This is a genomic window from Bradyrhizobium sp. BR 1433, assembly GCF_051547665.1.
GTDB classification, from domain to species: domain Bacteria; phylum Pseudomonadota; class Alphaproteobacteria; order Rhizobiales; family Xanthobacteraceae; genus Bradyrhizobium; species Bradyrhizobium australafricanum.
The window spans coordinates 1694015-1711614 of sequence record NZ_JBPUGG010000001.1 but is presented as its reverse complement, the minus strand read 5'-3'; the positions used below and the strand labels follow the sequence as shown (position 1 = coordinate 1711614).

The 17600-nt window shown below is 65.5% G+C and carries 20 protein-coding genes; 10 read left to right on the top strand and 10 right to left on the bottom strand.

The features are described 5' to 3' along the window. Positions 1-11 precede the first annotated feature (11 nt). From ACSKB9_RS08665 to ACSKB9_RS08635, 7 genes are all read left to right on the top strand, one after another. The gene (locus tag ACSKB9_RS08665) at positions 12-794 is read left to right on the top strand and encodes a MotA/TolQ/ExbB proton channel family protein (protein ID WP_438072555.1); all 783 of its coding nucleotides are present in this window, start codon (positions 12-14) and stop codon (positions 792-794) included. Next, positions 791-1480, top strand: coding sequence for a hypothetical protein (locus ACSKB9_RS08660; protein WP_438072553.1), 690 nt, complete (start codon positions 791-793; stop codon positions 1478-1480). Before ACSKB9_RS08665 ends, ACSKB9_RS08660 begins: the two co-directional genes overlap by 4 nt. Further along, entirely contained in the window at positions 1473-2081 is a 609-nt protein-coding gene (locus ACSKB9_RS08655; protein WP_438072551.1) for a hypothetical protein, read from the top strand. Before ACSKB9_RS08660 ends, ACSKB9_RS08655 begins: the two co-directional genes overlap by 8 nt. A gap of 620 nt (positions 2082-2701) precedes the next feature. Next, the gene (locus ACSKB9_RS08650) at positions 2702-2836 is read left to right on the top strand and encodes a hypothetical protein (RefSeq protein WP_016843141.1); all 135 of its coding nucleotides are present in this window, start codon (positions 2702-2704) and stop codon (positions 2834-2836) included. Beyond that, on the top strand, positions 2833-3426 hold the full coding sequence (locus ACSKB9_RS08645) for a TetR family transcriptional regulator (protein WP_028336783.1): 594 nt from the start codon (positions 2833-2835) through the stop codon (positions 3424-3426). The genes ACSKB9_RS08650 and ACSKB9_RS08645 overlap by 4 nt, the downstream gene beginning before the upstream one ends. 107 nt (positions 3427-3533) lie before the next feature. Further along, on the top strand, positions 3534-4274 hold the full coding sequence (locus ACSKB9_RS08640; RefSeq protein WP_438072549.1) for a metallophosphoesterase family protein: 741 nt from the start codon (positions 3534-3536) through the stop codon (positions 4272-4274). Between the two features lie 5 nt (positions 4275-4279). Further along, on the top strand, positions 4280-5758 hold the full coding sequence (locus ACSKB9_RS08635; RefSeq protein ID WP_438072547.1) for a serine/threonine protein kinase: 1479 nt from the start codon (positions 4280-4282) through the stop codon (positions 5756-5758). A 13-nt stretch (positions 5759-5771) separates the two neighbouring features. Here the strand turns inward: ACSKB9_RS08635 and rpe are convergent, their stop codons facing one another. Continuing rightward, positions 5772-6473, bottom strand: coding sequence for a ribulose-phosphate 3-epimerase (gene rpe / locus ACSKB9_RS08630; protein WP_028339914.1), 702 nt, complete (start codon positions 6471-6473; stop codon positions 5772-5774). 252 nt (positions 6474-6725) lie between these two features. Between rpe and ACSKB9_RS08625 the strand changes: the two genes are divergently transcribed. After that, entirely contained in the window at positions 6726-7505 is a 780-nt protein-coding gene (locus ACSKB9_RS08625; protein ID WP_438072545.1) for an EF-hand domain-containing protein, read from the top strand. A gap of 158 nt (positions 7506-7663) precedes the next feature. Here the strand turns inward: ACSKB9_RS08625 and ACSKB9_RS08620 are convergent, their stop codons facing one another. The 6 genes from ACSKB9_RS08620 to ACSKB9_RS08595 form a co-directional block, all read right to left on the bottom strand. Further along, a complete protein-coding gene (locus ACSKB9_RS08620) occupies positions 7664-8659 on the bottom strand; it encodes a P1 family peptidase (protein ID WP_438072543.1) in 996 nt (331 codons plus the stop codon). 180 nt (positions 8660-8839) lie between these two features. Then, the gene (locus tag ACSKB9_RS08615) at positions 8840-9958 is read right to left on the bottom strand and encodes a branched-chain amino acid ABC transporter substrate-binding protein (protein WP_229162539.1); all 1119 of its coding nucleotides are present in this window, start codon (positions 9956-9958) and stop codon (positions 8840-8842) included. Between the two features lie 166 nt (positions 9959-10124). Next, the gene (locus tag ACSKB9_RS08610) at positions 10125-10874 is read right to left on the bottom strand and encodes an ABC transporter ATP-binding protein (RefSeq protein ID WP_018272406.1); all 750 of its coding nucleotides are present in this window, start codon (positions 10872-10874) and stop codon (positions 10125-10127) included. Next, positions 10871-11704 (bottom strand): ABC transporter ATP-binding protein, encoded by an 834-nt coding sequence (locus tag ACSKB9_RS08605; RefSeq protein ID WP_438072542.1) that lies wholly within the window; start codon positions 11702-11704, stop codon positions 10871-10873. The genes ACSKB9_RS08610 and ACSKB9_RS08605 overlap by 4 nt, the downstream gene beginning before the upstream one ends. Continuing rightward, on the bottom strand, positions 11701-13026 hold the full coding sequence (livM, locus tag ACSKB9_RS08600) for a high-affinity branched-chain amino acid ABC transporter permease LivM (RefSeq protein ID WP_310881187.1): 1326 nt from the start codon (positions 13024-13026) through the stop codon (positions 11701-11703). The genes ACSKB9_RS08605 and livM overlap by 4 nt, the downstream gene beginning before the upstream one ends. Before the next feature lie 10 nt (positions 13027-13036). After that, positions 13037-13954 carry an ABC transporter permease subunit gene (locus ACSKB9_RS08595; RefSeq protein ID WP_028339921.1) on the bottom strand — a complete coding sequence of 306 codons (918 nt, stop codon included), beginning with the start codon at positions 13952-13954 and terminating at the stop codon, positions 13037-13039. Positions 13955-14323: 369 nt separating this feature from the next. Here ACSKB9_RS08595 and ACSKB9_RS08590 point away from each other — a divergent pair, with 369 nt between their 5' ends. Further along, complete coding sequence (locus ACSKB9_RS08590; RefSeq protein ID WP_162832451.1) at positions 14324-14470, top strand: hypothetical protein; 147 nt, start codon at positions 14324-14326, stop codon at positions 14468-14470. Positions 14471-14559: 89 nt separating this feature from the next. On the opposite strand, the gene ACSKB9_RS08585 is transcribed toward ACSKB9_RS08590, so the two are convergent. After that, positions 14560-15318, bottom strand: coding sequence for a hypothetical protein (locus ACSKB9_RS08585; protein ID WP_057018424.1), 759 nt, complete (start codon positions 15316-15318; stop codon positions 14560-14562). Positions 15319-15510: 192 nt separating this feature from the next. Between ACSKB9_RS08585 and ACSKB9_RS08580 the strand changes: the two genes are divergently transcribed. Further along, positions 15511-16044, top strand: coding sequence for a hypothetical protein (locus tag ACSKB9_RS08580; RefSeq protein ID WP_438072539.1), 534 nt, complete (start codon positions 15511-15513; stop codon positions 16042-16044). 72 nt (positions 16045-16116) lie between these two features. Here the strand turns inward: ACSKB9_RS08580 and ACSKB9_RS08575 are convergent, their stop codons facing one another. Both ACSKB9_RS08575 and pcaD read right to left on the bottom strand, forming a co-directional pair. Next, positions 16117-16500, bottom strand: a complete 384-nt coding sequence (locus tag ACSKB9_RS08575; RefSeq protein ID WP_092090102.1) for a carboxymuconolactone decarboxylase family protein — start codon at positions 16498-16500, stop codon at positions 16117-16119. Between the two features lie 253 nt (positions 16501-16753). After that, positions 16754-17536, bottom strand: coding sequence for a 3-oxoadipate enol-lactonase (gene pcaD, locus ACSKB9_RS08570; protein ID WP_438072537.1), 783 nt, complete (start codon positions 17534-17536; stop codon positions 16754-16756). Positions 17537-17600 lie beyond the last annotated feature (64 nt).

Sequence of the window (17600 nt, the reverse complement as noted above, 5' to 3'; positions counted from 1 at the left end):
GCTCACGCAGCATGGATGCCAAGGTCGACGTCGCGGCCGCATCGGCCAGCACGGACGCGGCGGAGCGCAGCGCCCTGCTGCTCTGGATGATCTTCACCGGCCTTTCGGTGTTCGCCGCATTCCTGCTGTGGCGCTACGGGCTGATCCGCCTCATGATCAGTTCCGACCGCACCTACATTTCCAGCGTGATCGCCGTCCTCTATATCGTCACCTGTGTCCATTGCTTCTGGCGGACGCGGGCGATCGCGCGGGAAGGCGAGGTGGCGCGCTCCTGCCGCACCATCCTCGCCGCGCCCGATGGCGCCAAGATCCTTGCATCAGGGGCGCTTGCATCAGATGTGCGCGGCCTGCCCGGCGGGCTCGTCACAGATCATATCAAGAGCCTGGTGCAGAAGGCCGAGGCGCAGGCCAAGGGGCGCATCGACCAGGCCCTGCTGCTGCGCACGCTGGCGGACCGGCTGCGCGGGTCGAACGGCTTCGGCGCCTTCGTCTCCGATACGCTGATGAAGCTCGGCCTGCTCGGCACCATCATCGGCTTCATCATCATGCTGGCGCCGATCGCTTCGCTGGATGCCGCCGACAAGGTCGCGATGAAATCGTCGATGGGCCTGATGAGCGACGGCATGGCGGTCGCGATGTACACGACGCTGGCCGGGCTGATCGGATCGATTCTGGTCCGGATCCAGTATTACATGCTCGATAGCGCGACCCAGCGGGTGTTTTCCGATGCCGTCGTGCTGACCGAGACGCACGTCACGCCGGCCCTGGAACGTCGCCTTGGTACGCCGTCATGATGGATGAGTTCGGGCTCTATCCGCGCGAGGAGCCGTTCGATCCGCTCGGCGTCATGCTGTTCAAGGCGCTGCAGGTCATCGCCTTCCTGTTCTTCCTGGCACTGCTCGCGGTGTCGCCGGACTCCAAGGAAGGCAAGATCGAATCCAAGGCGGAGTTCATCATCACGATGGACTGGCCGGACAACCACCCTGATGATCTCGACCTGTTCGTGCAGGATCCCGCCGGCAACATCGCCTGGTACCGGCATCGCGAGGCCGGCTTCCTGACGCTCGACCGCGACGACCGCGGCGGCGCCAACGACTTCATCGTCGTCAACGGCAAGAAGATCGCTTCCCCAATCCGCGAGGAGATCGTCACGCTGCGCGGCATCGTCGCCGGCGAATACACCGTCAACGTCTCGCATTTCCAGGCGACGACCGGCGAGCCGGTGCAGGCCAATGTGAAGGTGCAGAAGCTCAATCCGACGGCGCAGGTGATCTTCGACGACAAGCTGACCGTCGATCACACCGGCGACGAGAAGACCGCGGTCAGGTTTCGTCTCGATGCCGAGGGCAAGGTGATCAACGTCGACCGGCGGCCGAAATCGCTGCTCGAGACCTTCCGCAGCAGCTGGCGCAACGGCGGCGACCTCGATCCGAACACCGGCGTCCCGAAATCCGGCGTCAGGGTGCTCCGCCGTGATTAGTCTGCAGTCGGTCATTCTCACGCTTGCGGTCGCATACGCGGTGGTCGGTGCGCTGCTCTTGATCGTGCTGGTCTATGCGCGGCTGCACTGGTCGCTGAAGGCTGTGGTCATCGTCGTGACCAGCGCGTTCTATTTCGCCAGCTTCGGCGGCATGCGCGGTCTGCTCGGCTGGGCGTCCGCGGAAAAATTGCCGGCGAACTTCAAGCTGCTGTCGACGCGGATCGTGGAGCCGCATTCGCTGGAGGGCGACCCCGGCTCGATCTATCTCTGGGTCGAGGAGCTTGACGAGGACAACAGGCCGAGCGCGATCCCGCGTGCTTTCCGCATTCCCTATAGCGACGCGTTGGCGGAGCAGACCCACACCGCCGAAAACGAGATCAAGGCCGGGCATCCGCAAGGCGGGCGGGCGGCGGATTTCGGCGGTGGCGACGGCACCATCATGGACTTCGTCAGGGAGTACATCACGCCGAAGACGATCGTGGAGACGACAGGCGGCGATTCCACCACGGGGACGTTCGTGGCCCCGCCGGCCGGCGCGCAAGGGTCGGTGTTCACGCCGCTGCCGCCGCCCCGGATGCCGCCCAAGGACGAGCAGCAATAGCAGGATGCCTACCCAGAAGGTGGCACAAAAATAGGGATCGGCAATAATCAGTCAGCGGGATGGACAGTAATCATCCGGAATTCCTCAATTCCCTGAAGTGTGTAGTCTTGGGGCTAACCGGGGCTAGATTTCATCCCGAAGCGATTTTCCCGGCAAAGGGGCCGCTGCGTGAAGCGGCCCCTTTCGATTCCGGCGCCAAGGCCCGGTGAGGGGCCGGCGCGGTGAGGCGGGCTCACAGCACCGTCAGGAATGCGATCGCAAGAACCATCAGCCACCCGACAATGACGAGCGAGACCACCGCGCCCGCGGTGATCTTGGCGATCTCCTTCAAGGTCATTGGCCGGTCCATGCAAGTCTCTCCCAGGTAGCCCCGAGTGAGACATAGGCGCGGATTGGCAGATCGCCCCCGCTGCTCACGGAACGTTGTAGCGCCCATCAGCCGGGGGGCTTTCCCGGGAGGACCGCTGTCATTTCACAAAATATTGTCTGACAGATATTGAAATCTGTCAGCGGGATGGTGTATATACTCATCAGCCCAAGGGAGGAGGGCGCCCAGTGGCTGTTCCGGCGTTTGGCCGGGGGAGCCGGACTTAATTTGACTACCTCGAAGGACTACCTCCATGACCATAGAAATCTTTCAATTGACCGCCCAGATTCAACAGTGGCTCAATCTTCGCGTCGCCCGCCACTTGGCCGCCCAGGCCGCCAAGTTCACCCGCGGGCAGGACAGCGATAACCAGACGGTAAACGCATGAACGAGGCGGTGGTTTTGACACCCGAGCGGATCCTTGAGGCAACTGAGGATGTCTTGAGGCGCTTCGGGCTGACCAAGGCCACCGTTGTCGACGTTGCCCGTGCGCTGGATGTCAGCCACGGCAGCGTCTACCGTCACTTCCCCAGCAAAGCCTCGCTGCGCGATGCCGTCGCCAAGCGCTGGCTCGACCGCGCCAACGAGCCGCTGTGCAAGATCGCAGCCGGCGATGGCCCGGCGCCGGAGCGGCTGGAGCAATGGCTGCGCACCGCCTTCACGATCAAGCAGAAGAAGGTCTGTGACGATCCCGAGATGTTCGCGACCTACCTGGCGCTGGCGCAGGACGCGCGCGAGGTGGTGGAAGCCTACAAGGACAAGCAGGTCGATCTGATCGCGAAAATCCTGTCCGACGGTGTCGCGCAGGGCGTGTTCGAGATCGACAATGTGAAGGCGACCGCGCGCGCTGTGTTCGACGCCACCGTCCGGTACCATCACCCGGCGCATGCTGAGGAATGGGCCAAGCCGGAATGCCCGGGGCGGATCGATGCGCTGCTGGCCCTGCTGCTGAAGGGCCTGCGGGTCTGCAAGCCCTAGCTGAGCTTTCTGCCGACATCCCCTGACCACCTGATGCCTTTGGCCCGATTGCGAGCCCGGGGCCGCGTGTGCTTGATATCGGACAGGGATCAGCAACGCGGACCACGATGCGGCTTGCACTGTTCGCCGATATTCACGCCAACCGGCAGGGCTTCGCCGCCTGCCTCGACGCTGCGCATGCGCGCGGCGCCGAGCGGCTGATCTGCCTCGGCGATATCGTCGGCTACGGCGCCGATCCCGAATGGGCCGTCGACACGGTGATGGACCTCGTCGCCAAGGGCGCGGTCGCGGTGCGCGGCAATCATGACAATGCGATCGGCGTGCCGAGCGACAGCATGAATGCCGAGGCGCAGGCCGCGATCGACTGGACCCGCGGCCGGCTCAGTGGCGAGCAGAAGGCGTTCCTTGCCGAGCTTCCGATGTCGCGGGAGGAGGACAATCGGCTCTACGTGCACTCCGAAGCTTCGGAGCCCGCGAAATGGCGCTACGTGCGCGACACCGCCGACGCCGCGCGCAGCATGATGGCAACCGAGCTGCAGATCACGTTCTGCGGCCACATCCATCGTCCCGGCCTCTATTCGATGTCCTCGACCGCCAAGATGACGAGCTTCGTTCCGACTTCGGGCATCGCCGTTCAGTTGCTGCCGGGGCGGCGCTGGCTTGCGGTGCTCGGCTCGGTCGGCCAGCCGCGCGACGGCGATCCCGCGGCGTCGTTTGCGATGTTCGATACCATAAGCCGCGAGATCACCTTTCATCGCGTGCCCTACGACGTCGCAACCGCGGCGGCGCGGATCAAGGCGAACGGCCTGCCGCACTGGCTCGCCGACCGCCTGCCGCTCGGCCGGTGACGCCGATGGCGGCGCTAGCGATGCAGGCGGGCGCCGAGATCGATGGCTTCACCATCGGCGAACGCGTGCACCGCGGCGGCATGGCAACGCTGTGGAGCGTCACCCATCCCGGCATCACCGTGCCGCTGCTGATGAAGGTGCCGCTCACCTCGGAGGGCGAGGATCCGGCCGCGATCGTCAGCTTCGAGATGGAGCAGATGATCCTGCCGCGGCTGTCGGGGCCGCACGTGCCGGCCTGTTTCGGCACCGGCGACTTCGAGCGCCAGGCCTATGTGGTGATGGAGCGCATCCCTGGGCAGACGCTCTACAAGCGGCTTGGCGAGCTGCCGATGCCGTATGAGGAGGTGAGGGTGATCGGCGGCAAGGTCGCCACCGCGCTCGCCAGCCTGCACCGGCAGAACGTCATCCATCACGACATCAAGCCGAGCAGCATCATGTTCCGCGAGCGCGGCGAGGCGGTGCTGATCGATTTCGGCCTCTCGCATCACCGGCATCTGCCCGACCTGTTGCAGGAGGAGTTTCGCCTGCCTTACGGCACCGCGCCCTACATGGCGCCGGAGCGCCTGCTCGGCGTCCGCGACGATCCGCGCAGCGATCTGTTTTCGCTCGGCGTGCTGCTCTATTTCTTCACCACCGGCGTGCGCCCGTTCGGCGAGACCGAAAGCCTGCGCGGCATGCGCCGGCGGCTGTGGCGCGATCCCTATCCGCCGCGCGAGCTGAAGCCCGACTATCCGCCTTGGCTGCAGGAGATCGTGCTGCGCTGCCTGGAGATCGACCCCGCCGCGCGCTACCCGACCGCGGCGCAGCTTGCCTTCGATCTCGGCCATCCCGATCAGGTGAAGCTGACGGCGCGGGCGCAGCGGCTGAGCCGCGACCCGCTCAGCACGGTGTGGCGCCGCCGCTTCAATCTCGGCGCGGTGCCGCCGCGGCCGAAGTCCGATGTCGCAGCCCAGCTCGCCTCGAGCCCGATCGTTGCCGTCGCGCTCGATATCGGCGAGGGTGCCGAGGCGCTGAACGACACCATCCGCGTCACCGCCGAGCGGGTGCTGTCGACCTCGCCGTCGGCGCGGCTCGCCTGCGTCAATGTGCTGAAGCTCAATCGCCTGGCGATCGACCGCACCCATGACGAGCAGGGCCAGAACAAGCACGTCGACCGCCTGGTGGCGCTGCAGCACTGGGCGCGGCCGTTCGGGCTCGAGGAGGGGCGGCTGACCGTGCATGTGCTGGAGGCGATCGATCCCGCCGCCGCGATCCTGGAATTCGCAGCGGTCAACCTGGTCGACCACATCATCATCGGCGCGCGGCAGAACTCGCTGCGGCGCGCGCTGCTCGGCAGCGTGTCCGCCAGGGTCGCGGGGGAAGCACCGTGCACGGTGACCGTGGTGCGGCCGTCGCGGCTGGCATCGCAAGCGGACGACGGCGAGGGCGATGAGGCGGCGGAGCAGGCGGCGAATGCCGCGGCCACGCCGCCCGCAGTGTTCTAGTTTCCCCGGATCGTCAGATCGCCTCGCCGCGTGCCTCGGCCGCCGCATGGCGGATCGCGGCGATGTTGGTCTTGTAAGCCTCGACCGTGCCGCCCTTGAACACGGCGGATCCCGCGACAAAGGCGTTGGCGCCGGCGGCCGCGAGCTGGCCCGCGACGTCGGGTGCAACGCCGCCGTCGACCTCGATGTCGATCGGGCGGCCCGCGACCATCGCCCTGACATCAGAGATCTTGCCGATCGCCGAGCGGATGAAGGCCTGGCCGCCGAAGCCGGGATTGACCGACATGACCAGCACGAGGTCGATCAGGTCGAGTACATATTCGATCGCGCTCGCCGGCGTTGCCGGATTGAGCGAGACGCCGGCCTTCTTGCCGAGCGCGCGGATCGCCTGCAGCGAGCGGTGCAAATGCGGGCCGGCCTCGGCATGCACCGTGATGTGGTCGCAGCCCGCCTTGGCGAAAGCTTCCAGATAGGGATCGCAGGGCGAGATCATCAGATGGGCGTCGAAGATCTTCTTGGTGTGCGGCCGCATCGCCTTGATGACGTCGGGGCCATAGGAGATGTTCGGCACAAAGTGTCCGTCCATCACGTCGAGATGGATCCAGTCGGCGCCGGCCTGGTCGACGGCGCGGACCTCCTCGCCGAGCTTTGAGAAATCCGACGCCAGGATCGACGGAGCGATAACGAGGGGACGCGGGGTGAATGACTGAGTCATGTCAGCTGTTCCGGAACACTTCAGGGGGCGACGGGTGAGTCCGCCTAACATGCGGACGCGTGGCGGGCAATGCGAGCGGACGGCGCTCTGCGACCGGAAAATTCTTCCGCCGGCGGCAGCTCTTGCCGGGTGCGCGGAACCCGCTTCGATGCGGGAACGCCTGGTTTTGCTGGGTTTTTGCCATGGCACGCCCTTTGCTCAGCCACTGACCAGCGTTTGAGCCGCCAGGCGCGGCCCTGTTGGAGTATTGCCATGCTGTTCGCCCTTGGCGCTGCGTCGTCGGCCATTGACCTTTTGAGCTCGCTGATGTCGTCGAAGTCGACGACCCAGACCGGCAGCTCCAGTCAGGGGGCTAAGACCACCGGCCTGTTCGCCCCTTCGACCGGTACATCGACGTCGACCGGGAGCAGCACCGGCAGCGTCTCTCCGCAGATTTCGCCGCTGACGATGGGCGCGCTGATTTCCGCGCAAAGCCAGTCCCAGACCGCGGTTTCAAACAGCCCGACGGCGGCCAGCCGCTCGGATGCGCTCAAGGACCTGTTCTCGCAGATCGATGCCGACGGCAACGGCAAGATCACCCAGTCGGAATTCGAGAACGCGCTCGGCGCCGGCGGCACCAATACGGCGCAGGCCGACGACGTGTTCTCCAAGCTCGACAGCAATGGCGACGGTAACGTCAGCCTCGACGAGATGTCCCAGGCCTTGCAGGGCCACAAGGGCGGCGGCCATCATCGCCATCACATGGCCAGCGGCTCGACCGATGGATCCGGCTCCGGCGCGGGCGGATCGAGCTCCGATCCCCTGATGCAGGCGCTGGACGGCGCGACCTCGACGTCGGTGACCAACAGCGACGGCTCGACCACCACGACGACGACCTACGCCGACGGCTCGAAGGTGGCGATGACGACGCCGGCCGCGTCCTCCGCGACCCTCAACGCGGCCTCGTCCTACAATATCGTCGAGCAGCTGATCCAGCGCCAGGCGAAGGCGATCTCGGCGCAGGACTTCGCTGCGATTTCGGTCAGCGCTTAAGACGAGACTGGTAATTTCCGTCATTGCGAGGAGCTCGGCGACAAAATTGCAAAGCAATTTTGCGCTGGAGCGACGAAGCAATCCATCTGTCCACATGTGCGGACAGATGGATTGCTTCGCTTCGCTCGCAATGACGGCAGAGCCAGAAGCGCGATGATCTATCCGAACCTGTCCCGCCAGCTCGGCAGCGCGCCGGCGAATGGCAGCGCGGTCGCCGAATGGACGCCGCGGGCGATGGCGCGCGCCACCGTGTTGGCGGCGAGTGCACCGAGCCTGGTGAGGCCGAACAACGGATCGATCGGCTTGGCGCCGGTCGCGGCGGCAAACACCACGTCGCCGTCGAGCGGCGCGTGCACCGGATAGATCGCGCGCGCCATGCCCGTCTGCGCGATCATCGCAAGCCGCCGCGCCTGCGGCTTCGTCAGCTGCGCATCGCTCACCACGACGACGAGGGTGGTGTTCTCGGCGGCGCTGGCGCCGGCGCCGCCCTTCAGCCGCGGCTTCAGCATGTCCGCCGTGAACGAGGGCGGCAGGCCGCGCCCGCCGAATTCACCGCCGACCTCGAACGGCGCCGCCCAGAACCAGGGGCCGCTGCCGACCGTGACGCTGCCGACCGCGTTGACCACCGCGAGCGCCGCGACCGTCACGCCGTCGTCGGTCACGTCGGACGCCGAGCCCAGGCCGCCCTTCAGGTTGGCCGTGGTCGCGCCCATGCCGGCGCCGACGCTGCCGAGCTCGAAGTCGTCGGAGGCGGCATTGGCCGCCGCGTAGCCGAGGTCGCGATAGGGCGGAAAGCGTCCCCACGCCTTGTTGCCGCCGTTGAGCAGGTCGAAGCAGATCGCGCCCGGCACGATCGGGATCACCGCGTCGCGGATGCGGAAGCCGCGGCCGCGCTCGGCGAGCCAGGCCTGCACGCCGCCGGCGGCGTCGAGCCCGTGCGCCGAGCCGCCGGACAGCGCGATGGCGTCGATTGCCTCGACGACGTTGTGCGGCGAAAGCAGCGCTTCCTCGCGGGTGCCCGGACCCCCGCCGCGGACATCGATCGAGGCGACCGCCGGCCGCTCGAACAGGATGGCGGTGACGCCGGAGGCGACTGTGGGATCGTCGGCATGGCCGACGGCAACGCCGGCAATATCGGTGAGAAGGTTTTTCACGATGGGTCCATCCGCCTGCTGTCCGATCGATCCGGTATAGCAGCCGCGACGGATGCATCAACCGTCGGGCACGTGCGGGCGGAGACGTGCGGTAAGACTTGCAGGCATCAGGTCAAAAAACGCCCCGGCGGCGGACCGGGGCGTTCTCGTATCTCTGATTGGATCGGACGCGCGAGAGGCTCAGGAGCCCTTCGGGTTGATCTCGGTGTAGTTGCCCTTGGCATCCCACTTGTAGACGACGTAATCGATCGCCTTGATGTCGCCCTTGGCGTCGAAGGCCATCTTGCCGAGCACGGTGTCCCACTCGCCGGCCTTGATGGCGGCCATCACCTTCTTGGCGTCGGTGGAGCCGGCCTTGGCGACGGCCTGCGTCCACACCTGCATCGCGGCGTAGGTATAGAGCGTGTAGCCCTCGGGGTCGATGTTCTTGGCCTTGAACTTCTCGACGATCGCCTTCGCGGTCGGCTTGTTGCGCGGGTCGGGGCCGAAGGTGAACAGCGTGCCTTCGGCGGCGGGGCCGGTGATCGAGGCGAACTCCTTGTCGTTCATGGCATCGCCCGCCATCAGCACGGTCTGCAGGCCCTGGTCGCGCATCTGGCGCAGGATCAGGCCGGCTTCCTGGTGGTAGCCGCCGACATAGACCAGATCGATGTTGTCGCGCTTCAGGCGCGAGACGATCGAGTTGAAGTCCTTGTCGCCCTTGTTGTAGGACTCGAACATCTTCTCCTGGAAGCCGGCCTTGTTCAGCGCCTTCTTGGTCTCGTCGGCGAGGCCTTTGCCGTAGGTGGTCTTGTCGTTCAGGATCGCGACGTTCTTGCCCTTGTAGTTCTTCATGATGTAGTCGGCGGCGACCAGGCCCTGCTGGTCGTCACGGCCGCAGACGCGCGCCACGTTCCAGAGCTTGCGCTCGGTGAACAGCGGGTTGGTCGAGGCCGGGGTGATCTGCAGCACGTTGGCGTCGGCATAGGCCTCGGAGGCCGGGATCGAGGACGACGAGCAGAAATGGCCGGCCACGAACGGGATCTTCGAAGAGCCGATCTTTTCCGCGATCGAGCGCGCCTGCTTCGGATCGCAGGCGTCGTCGTCGGCTTCCAGCGCGAGCTTCTTGCCGAGCACGCCGCCGGCGGCGTTGATGTCGGCGACCGCCTGCTCGGCGCCGTTCTTCATCTGCCGGCCGAAAGCGGATTCGGAGCCCGTCATCGGGCCCGCGACGGCGATGGTGATGTCTTGCGCGAACGCGCTCGCCGATAATGCGAACGAAGCGCCAAGTGCCAGGCCGATCAGCTTCAGTGATTTCATGAGACGTCCCTCGTGGTCGTTGCCTCTTGCGGAAGGGCCCGGCACGCCGGGCCCCAAAACCGCGGGCATTCTCAGCTGATTTCGCGGCGAAGTCACCGGCAATTTTCAGGCAAATCGACGCTGCATCCGCCGCGTCTTGCTTGCGGGGGCGGCACGGAACGTCAAGCTAGCCGCGGCGGCCGCCTTCCAGATAGGCGGCGCGGATTTCCGGGCGCTGCAGCAATTCGGCGCCGGTTCCGGCCAGCGTGATCAGCCCGTTGACCATGACATAGCCGCGATGGGCGAGCTTCAGCGCATGGTTGGCGTTCTGCTCCACGATCAGGACGGTGAGGCCGTCCTGCCGGTTCAGCGTGCGGATGGCGTCGAAGATCTGGCGCGCGATCAGCGGCGCGAGCCCGAGCGAGGGCTCGTCCAGCATCAACAGCCGCGGCCGGCTCATCAAGGCGCGGCCGATCGCCAGCATCTGCTGCTCGCCGCCCGACAGCGTGCCGCCGCGTTGTGCGACGCGTTCCTTCAGGCGCGGGAACAGCGCGAACACCCGCTCCAGCCCGGCTGCGCGCTCGGCCTCGCTGCATTCGGTGGCATCGGCGCCCATCTGCAGGTTTTCCGCGACGCTCATGCGCGGAAAGATCCGCCGGCCCTCCGGCGATTGTGCGATGCGCAGCCGCGCGATCTCGTGGGTCGGCACGCCGGTGATGTCACGGCCGTCGAACTCGATGGCGCCGGCGCGGGCGCGCGGCCGGCCGAAGATCGTCATCATCAGCGTCGACTTGCCGGCGCCGTTGGCGCCGATCAGGGCGACGATCTCCCCGCGATTGATCTCGATATCGACGCCCTTCAGCGCCTCGATCTTGCCATACGCCGCGCGCACGCCGCGCACCGCGAGCAGGGGTGTCGTTGCCTGTGCCGCGCTCACGTGCCGCTCTCCATCACGGCGATCGCCTCTTCCTCGTCGGCGCCGAGATAGGCGGCGATCACCTTGGGGTCGTCGCGCACCATCTGCGGCGTGCCTTCGGCGATCTTGACGCCGTAGTCCATGACCACGACGTGATCGGAGATCTCCATCACGACCGACATGTCGTGCTCGATCAGGAGGATCGAGGTGCCCAGTTCGTTGCGGATCGACAGCAGCAGCTCGTTGAGCCCGCCGCTCTCGCGCGCGTTCAGACCCGCCGCCGGCTCGTCGAGACAGAGCAGCACAGGTTCGGTGCACATCGCGCGCGCGATCTCGAGCCTGCGCTGGTCGCCATAGGGCAGGTTGCCCGCGGCATCGTCGGCGCGGTCGAGCAGGCCGACGCGCGCGAGCCAGGTCCGCGCCAGATCGATGGCGCGCTGCTCGGCCTCGCGCCAGGATGGCAGGCCGAGCAGCCCGAGCAGGGTCAGGCCCGAGGCGCGCATCAGCGCGTTGTGCTGGGCGACCATCAGATTTTCCAGCGCGGTCATGCCGGGAAACAGCCGGATGTTCTGGAAGGTGCGCGCCACCTTGGCCTGCTTGGAGATGCGGAAATCGTTCAGCCGCTCGAGCTGGACGTTGCGGCCGTCGTCATGGGCGAGGCGGATCGCGCCCCCGCTCGGCCGGTAGAACCCGGTGATGCAGTTGAAGACGGTGGTCTTGCCGGCGCCGTTCGGCCCGATCAGCGCGGTGATCTTGCGCCGCTCGGCCGCAAAGGACAGCTCGTTAACCGCGACGATGCCGCCGAAGCGCATCATCAGGCGGTCGACGGTGAGGATGTGGTCGCCGCTCATCCGTGGCCTTCCTTCACGAGGTCGGACGAGATCGCCTGGTTGCGTTCCAGGAACACGGTCGGCGCGCGATGGCCGATCAGCCCGCGCGGCCGCCAGATCATCAGCAGTACCATCGCCATACCGAACACCAGCATGCGGTATTGATCGAGGCCGCGGAACAGCTCGAAGCCGCCGATCATGGTCAGCGCAGCGAGCGCCACGCCAAGCTGCGAGCCCATGCCACCGAGCACCACAATCGCCAGCACCAGCGCCGATTCCTGGAAGGTGAAGGATTCCGGGCTGATGAAGCCCTGCCGGGTGGCGAAGAACGCGCCGGCGAGGCCGCCGAACATCGCGCCGGTCGCGAACGCCGTCAGCTTGGTCGTCGTGGTGTTGATGCCGAGCGCGCGGCAGGCGACCTCGTCCTCGCGCAGCGCCTCCCAGGCGCGGCCGATCGGCAGCCGCCGTAGCCGGATCGTCACCCAGTTGGTGATCAGCGCCATCGCCAGGATCAGATAGAACAGGAAGACGAGGCGGTGGGTCGGCGAGAATTCGATGCCGAGCTTGGCGGCGAGCCCGTCGTCACCCGCCGTCAGCGGAATGCCGAACATGGTCGGGCGGGGAATTCCCGAGACGCCGTTGGGGCCGCCGGTCAGGCTCTGCCAGTTGATGATGACGAGGCGGATGATCTCGCCGAAGGCGAGCGTCACGATCGCAAGATAGTCGCCGCGCAGCCGCAGCACCGGGAAGCCGAGCAGCACGCCCCAGAACGCCGCCAGGATGCCGGCAAGCGGCAGGCAGACCCAGAACGACAATCCGAAATTGGTCGCAAGCAACGCATAGGAATAGGCGCCGACCGCGTAGAACGCGACATAGCCGAGGTCGAGCAGGCCGGCGAGGCCGACCACGACGTTCAATCCCCATCCCAGCATCACATAGGTCAGGACCAGGATCGACAGGTCGAGAATGTAGCGCTGGTTGTAGAAGATGACAGGCACGAGGAAGGTGAACACCAGGAGCGCCGGCGCCAGCCAGCGGCCGGCGAACGACATCGCCGATTGCACCGGCTTCGGCACGACGCGGTCCTTGTCGACCGGTCCCCACCATTGCCGCAGCAACTCGACGACGATGCTGCCGCCGAACACGGTAGCGACAAGGGCTGCGAGGTCGCCGAACCGCGTCCAGTAGATCAAGCCGCCCTGCGGCCCGGCCTCGGTGCGAATGCCGATCATCAGCGAGAACAGCACCAGCGCGACAAGGGCGCTGATCAGGGCCTTCTTGAGAATGAAGGCGCTGCCCGAGGGCTGCGCGGCGTGCGAGGGGCGGGCTGAGGTCGCGCTCACGAAGTGCCTGTCAGACTTTTTCGACTTCGGGACGGCCAAGCAGGCCGGTCGGCATGAAGATCAGCACCACGATCAGGATCGAGAACGCGGCGACGTCCTTGTACTCCACCGAGAAATAGGCCGACCAGAACGTCTCGATCAGGCCGATCGCGAGTCCGCCGAGCATCGCGCCCGGCAGCGAGCCGATGCCGCCGAGCACGGCGGCGGTGAACGCCTTGATGCCAGCGACGAAGCCCATGAAGAAATCGACCAGGCCGTAATACAAGAGATACATCATGCCTGCGACCGCGGCGAGCGCGGCGCCGATCACGAAGGTCATCGAGATGGTGCGGTCGACGTCGACGCCGAGCAGCGCGGCCATGGTCTGGTCCTGCTCGCAGGCGCGCATGTCGCGTCCGAGCCGGGTGCGCGAGACCAGCCAGGTGAACAGCGCCAGCACGACGATGGTGGCGAGCACGACCATGATCTGGATGTTGGAGAGCTGCACGGCGAAGCCCGACGAGCCTTCATGCAGCGTGTAGCCGCCGGTGATGATCGGCGGCACCGGCTTCACCCGCGCGCCCTGCGACACCTGCGAGAAATTGGTCAGCACGAATGACATGCCGATCGCCGAGAGCATCGGCGCGAGGCGGAACGAATGCCTTAAGGGTCGGTAGGCGATGCGCTCGATGGTCCAGCCGTAGAGCGCCGTGATCGCCATCGAGACCAGCAGCACGATCAGCAGGATCAGGGGGATCGCGGTGAGGCCGAGCGACACCAGCACCAGGAACGAGATCAGCGCGATGAAGCCGCCGATCATGAAGATGTCGCCATGGGCGAAGTTGATCATGCCGACGATGCCGTAGACCATCGTGTAGCCGATGGCGATCAGGCCGTAGATCGAACCGAGCACGAGGCCGTTGATCAATTGCTGGGCGAAATAATCCATACGCTGCCGTCAGAGCCTGTTCGGTTGAGAACCGACCAGGCTCTCGTGTTGATCTGGACGCGCTTTCTTCACGCGAACCGGTTCCCACTTCGCTCGAAAACGCTACGTCGAGGGTGACGCGGCGAGGGCCCCGGCAGCCTGATCCGTCGCGTCGTGTCGTTTTCTAACAGTGGAACCCCGGCCGCGGCAACAGCGTGGCAGCAGCAGAAAGGGCTTGTACATAACTAGTTTGGCGGATGCGGTTCCGATGTCACAGGGCCGACATGGCCTTGCCTTGCAATGATCACGCCGGAACCCGTGTTCCCCGAGCAACCGCGCTTCCGACGCGCGCGTTGTCCCCAGCTTGATGAAAGCAAAGGGAGTAGCTGAATGAGCAACCCAAATCAGAATCCGGGACAGCCGAACCAGAACCCCAATCAGAAGCCAGGCCAGCAGCAGCAGGGCGGCGGCCAGAAGCCCGGCCAGCAACAGCAGGATCCGGGCCGGCAGGGCCAGAAGCCCAATCCGGAGCGCTAATTCGGACAATTGAGCCGAACTGGCAGGGAGCCTCGCCGAAAGGCGAGGCCTTGTTCAGGCTAAAACCCTTTTCGCTTGGGCTGTCTCGTTCAGGCCAACTGGTCGGCGAAGCGGCCGCGGAAGGCGTATGAACCGAAATGCGTAAGCTCGCTTCGAAGGTCGAGCCAGATTTCGCCGCCGAGATCGATCCAGCGCCGGCAGAACGCGTAATCTTCGGACAAATACTCGCCGGTCGTCTTGTCGATCATGCATTCGAACAGCGACACGCGGTCGAGGTCGGCGCGCACGAGGTCGCCGGTGTTCAAGTCGTTGGACTTGTGGTTCGCCCGATATTTGAGTTCGGGATGGGCGTCGCACAGCCTGACGAGGGCGGATCGCTTCATCATGAGAAAGCCGGTTCCGGCATAGCGGACCTTGGCGAAGCCGTCGCCGCGAGATGTGATCTGGTCGCCCTCCCATGTGACGACATAGTCCAGCGAGGATGACGCGAGGTTCTTGCGCTTGGCGTCCGCAGCTCGCTGCACCTTTGCCCAATCGATGTGCTTGAGCGGATAGGCCGCGGCGGAAACGTCGGCACCGCAATCCAGCAGCCGGAAGACGGACTCGGGTTCGAACCCGATATCGGCATCGATGAACAGGAGATGGCTGGCGCCGGATGCAAGGAATTGGTGAGCCAGTTCGTTCCGGGCGCGCACGATCAGCGATTCGTTTCCGATCAGATGGAACTGGATGTCGATGCCTCGGGCAGTGGCCGCAGCCTGAAGCTTCAGGGAGGACAACACATAGGCCATCTTCAGATCGCCGCCGAAGCAGGGCGTTGCGACGAAAACGCGTGTTCTTTCGGTCATTTTACCCCCTTTATCCCCGGCCGACGCCGATCTTGCGCAGATCCCGGCCGGCCCCGATCGCATCGATCCGGAACCATGGCAGCGCGTTTAACCTTAACAAAGGGTTTAAATTGCTGCCGGCAATTGATCGGCGTTAGCTCGCGCCCTGAACCGTCGCCGGTCTGAAAGGCGCGGGATGCACGGGAAGCGGCAATGTCGAACAACTGGCGGATTAGCTCCTTCAACGGCGCACTGCTTGCGGCCTATTTCATTCCGGTCTGGACCATCATCGCCTTCAGCATCATGGTGTCGCCGATCCACGGCCTCTATGAGCGGCCGAGCGTATCGATCGCGTTCTATGCCAGCGACTATCTGCACCTCGGCAAGATGGCGACGGTGCGCCTCGCATGGCTGCTCGCGCTGGCGCGGATCACCGTGGTGGCGTTCTTCACAGTCTTCCTCGCGATGGCCGCCTTCTCACCGCTGCGCAAGAGCAGCAGCGGCGCCGACGAGGCGCTGGCGGTGGCGCTCTGCCTCGGCAGCGTGCTGAGCTTCGCCAGCATGATGATGGCCTCCAAGGTCGGCGAGGTCGAAGCGTTGCGCATGCATGCGGCCGAGCTCCTGATGCTGCTCGGGACCGCGATCGTGATGCTGTTCGAGACTGCGCCGAAGCGAGCTCAAGCGTCTGCCAATGCAGCAACGACCACCGAAACGCCCGCAGGCCAGCTATCCCTTCAGCAGCCCTAAAGCGCGATAGTCTTCGCGCTTTAGTCGTTTTTGCGCATGATCTTTCGGAAAACCGCTTCGCACTTTTCCGGATCATGCTCCTAGCTCGGCAATGATCGCGCCGGCTTCCTTGACGGCGTGGTTGGCCGCGGGCACGCCGCAATAGATCGCCTGCTGCAGCAGGATTTCCTTGATGTCGTCGGGTGTGAAGCCGCCCTCGGCGAGCGCGGCGCGCACATGCAGGCGGAATTCGTCCCACTGGCCGAGCGCGACCATGGTGCCGATCACAAGCACGCGCCGGGTGCGGTGATCGAAATGCGGCCGGGTCCAGATGTCGCCCCACGCATAGCGCGTGATCAGGTCCTGGAAGTCGGTGTTGAACGCGTTGCGGTTCTTGATCGACTTGTCGACCCATTCATTGCCGAGCACCTTGCGGCGCTGCGTCATGCCGTCGTCGCGGCGCTGATTGTCGTCCATGGATGTCTCCTCATGAAATCGTAGCCCGGATGGAGCGCAGCGCAATCCGGGGCTTCAGCGTTGGCCGAAGGACTTGTCCCGGATTTCGCTTCGCTGCATCCGGGCTACGTGCTGATTGTCGCCCATAGAGCATCTTTCCCGGTTACGTCATTCCGGGGCGGTCCGCAGGACCGAACCCGGAATCTCGAAGTTATGGATGCGGATCGAGATTCCGGGTTCGATGCTTCGCATCGCCCCGGAATGACGATGACCGTTACCGTTGCGTCAGGAAGCCGACCACGGCCTCGGTGAAGGCGTGCGACTGCTCGACGTTGGAAATGTGCGCGGCATCGAGCAGCGTCATGCTGGCGCCGGGAATGCCGCTGCGGATCATTTCGCCTGCCGACACCGGCGTTGCCATGTCCTGCTTTCCCGCGATCACGAGGGTCGGGCTCTTGATCTTCGGCAGCAGGGCGCGTTGGTCGAGTGTCGATAGCGCCTCGCAGCAGGCGAGATAGCCTTCGACCGGCGAGGCAATCAGCATCGCCTTCATGCGCGCCGCGGTTTCCGGCTCGCGCTCGCGGAAATCGGCGGTCAGCCAGCCCGCGATCACGGTATCGGCGACGGCGGCGATGCCGCCTTCCTTCACCGCCTTGATGCGGTTCAGCCAGTTGGTCGGATCGGGGTAGTAGCAGGCGGTGTTGGCGAGGATGATCTTGCCGAATCTTTCCGGGGCATTCGCTCCCAGCCACTGTCCGACCATGCCGCCCATCGACAGGCCGCACCAGTGCACCTTCTCGATGTTGAGGTCGTCGAGGATCGCCAGCACGTCGCGGCCGAACCGCTCCATGGAGTAGGGGCCCGCCGGCACGCCGGACTTGCCGTGACCGCGGCGGTCGTAGCGGATGACGCGGAACAGCTGCGTCAGCGCCCGCATCTGCGGCTCCCACATCTGCAAGGTGCAGCCGAGCGAGTTCGACAGCATCAAGGTCGGTCCGCCGTCGCGGCCGTCCACCTGGACGTTGAGCAGGCACCCGTCGGCGTTGATCATCGGCATCGTCTTGTCCCTCTCGTCATGCGCTTGCCGGGTCATCTGCGCGAAGACGCGCTTCGCGCTGTTG

Coding starts and splice junctions, on each gene's coding strand:
- ACSKB9_RS08605 (WP_438072542.1), bottom strand. CDS start 11,704: ATGAGCGGCGACCACATCCTCACCGTCGACCGCCTGATGATGCGCTTC.
- ACSKB9_RS08635 (WP_438072547.1), top strand. CDS start 4,280: ATGGCGGCGCTAGCGATGCAGGCGGGCGCCGAGATCGATGGCTTCACC.
- ACSKB9_RS08650 (WP_016843141.1), top strand. CDS start 2,702: ATGACCATAGAAATCTTTCAATTGACCGCCCAGATTCAACAGTGGCTC.
- pcaD (WP_438072537.1), bottom strand. CDS start 17,536: ATGCCGATGATCAACGCCGACGGGTGCCTGCTCAACGTCCAGGTGGAC.
- ACSKB9_RS08595 (WP_028339921.1), bottom strand. CDS start 13,954: ATGGATTATTTCGCCCAGCAATTGATCAACGGCCTCGTGCTCGGTTCG.
- ACSKB9_RS08625 (WP_438072545.1), top strand. CDS start 6,726: ATGCTGTTCGCCCTTGGCGCTGCGTCGTCGGCCATTGACCTTTTGAGC.
- ACSKB9_RS08640 (WP_438072549.1), top strand. CDS start 3,534: ATGCGGCTTGCACTGTTCGCCGATATTCACGCCAACCGGCAGGGCTTC.
- ACSKB9_RS08585 (WP_057018424.1), bottom strand. CDS start 15,318: ATGACCGAAAGAACACGCGTTTTCGTCGCAACGCCCTGCTTCGGCGGC.
- ACSKB9_RS08665 (WP_438072555.1), top strand. CDS start 12: ATGGATGCCAAGGTCGACGTCGCGGCCGCATCGGCCAGCACGGACGCG.
- ACSKB9_RS08590 (WP_162832451.1), top strand. CDS start 14,324: ATGAGCAACCCAAATCAGAATCCGGGACAGCCGAACCAGAACCCCAAT.
- ACSKB9_RS08660 (WP_438072553.1), top strand. CDS start 791: ATGATGGATGAGTTCGGGCTCTATCCGCGCGAGGAGCCGTTCGATCCG.
- rpe (WP_028339914.1), bottom strand. CDS start 6,473: ATGACTCAGTCATTCACCCCGCGTCCCCTCGTTATCGCTCCGTCGATC.
- ACSKB9_RS08615 (WP_229162539.1), bottom strand. CDS start 9,958: ATGAAATCACTGAAGCTGATCGGCCTGGCACTTGGCGCTTCGTTCGCA.
- ACSKB9_RS08575 (WP_092090102.1), bottom strand. CDS start 16,500: ATGGACGACAATCAGCGCCGCGACGACGGCATGACGCAGCGCCGCAAG.
- ACSKB9_RS08580 (WP_438072539.1), top strand. CDS start 15,511: ATGTCGAACAACTGGCGGATTAGCTCCTTCAACGGCGCACTGCTTGCG.
- ACSKB9_RS08645 (WP_028336783.1), top strand. CDS start 2,833: ATGAACGAGGCGGTGGTTTTGACACCCGAGCGGATCCTTGAGGCAACT.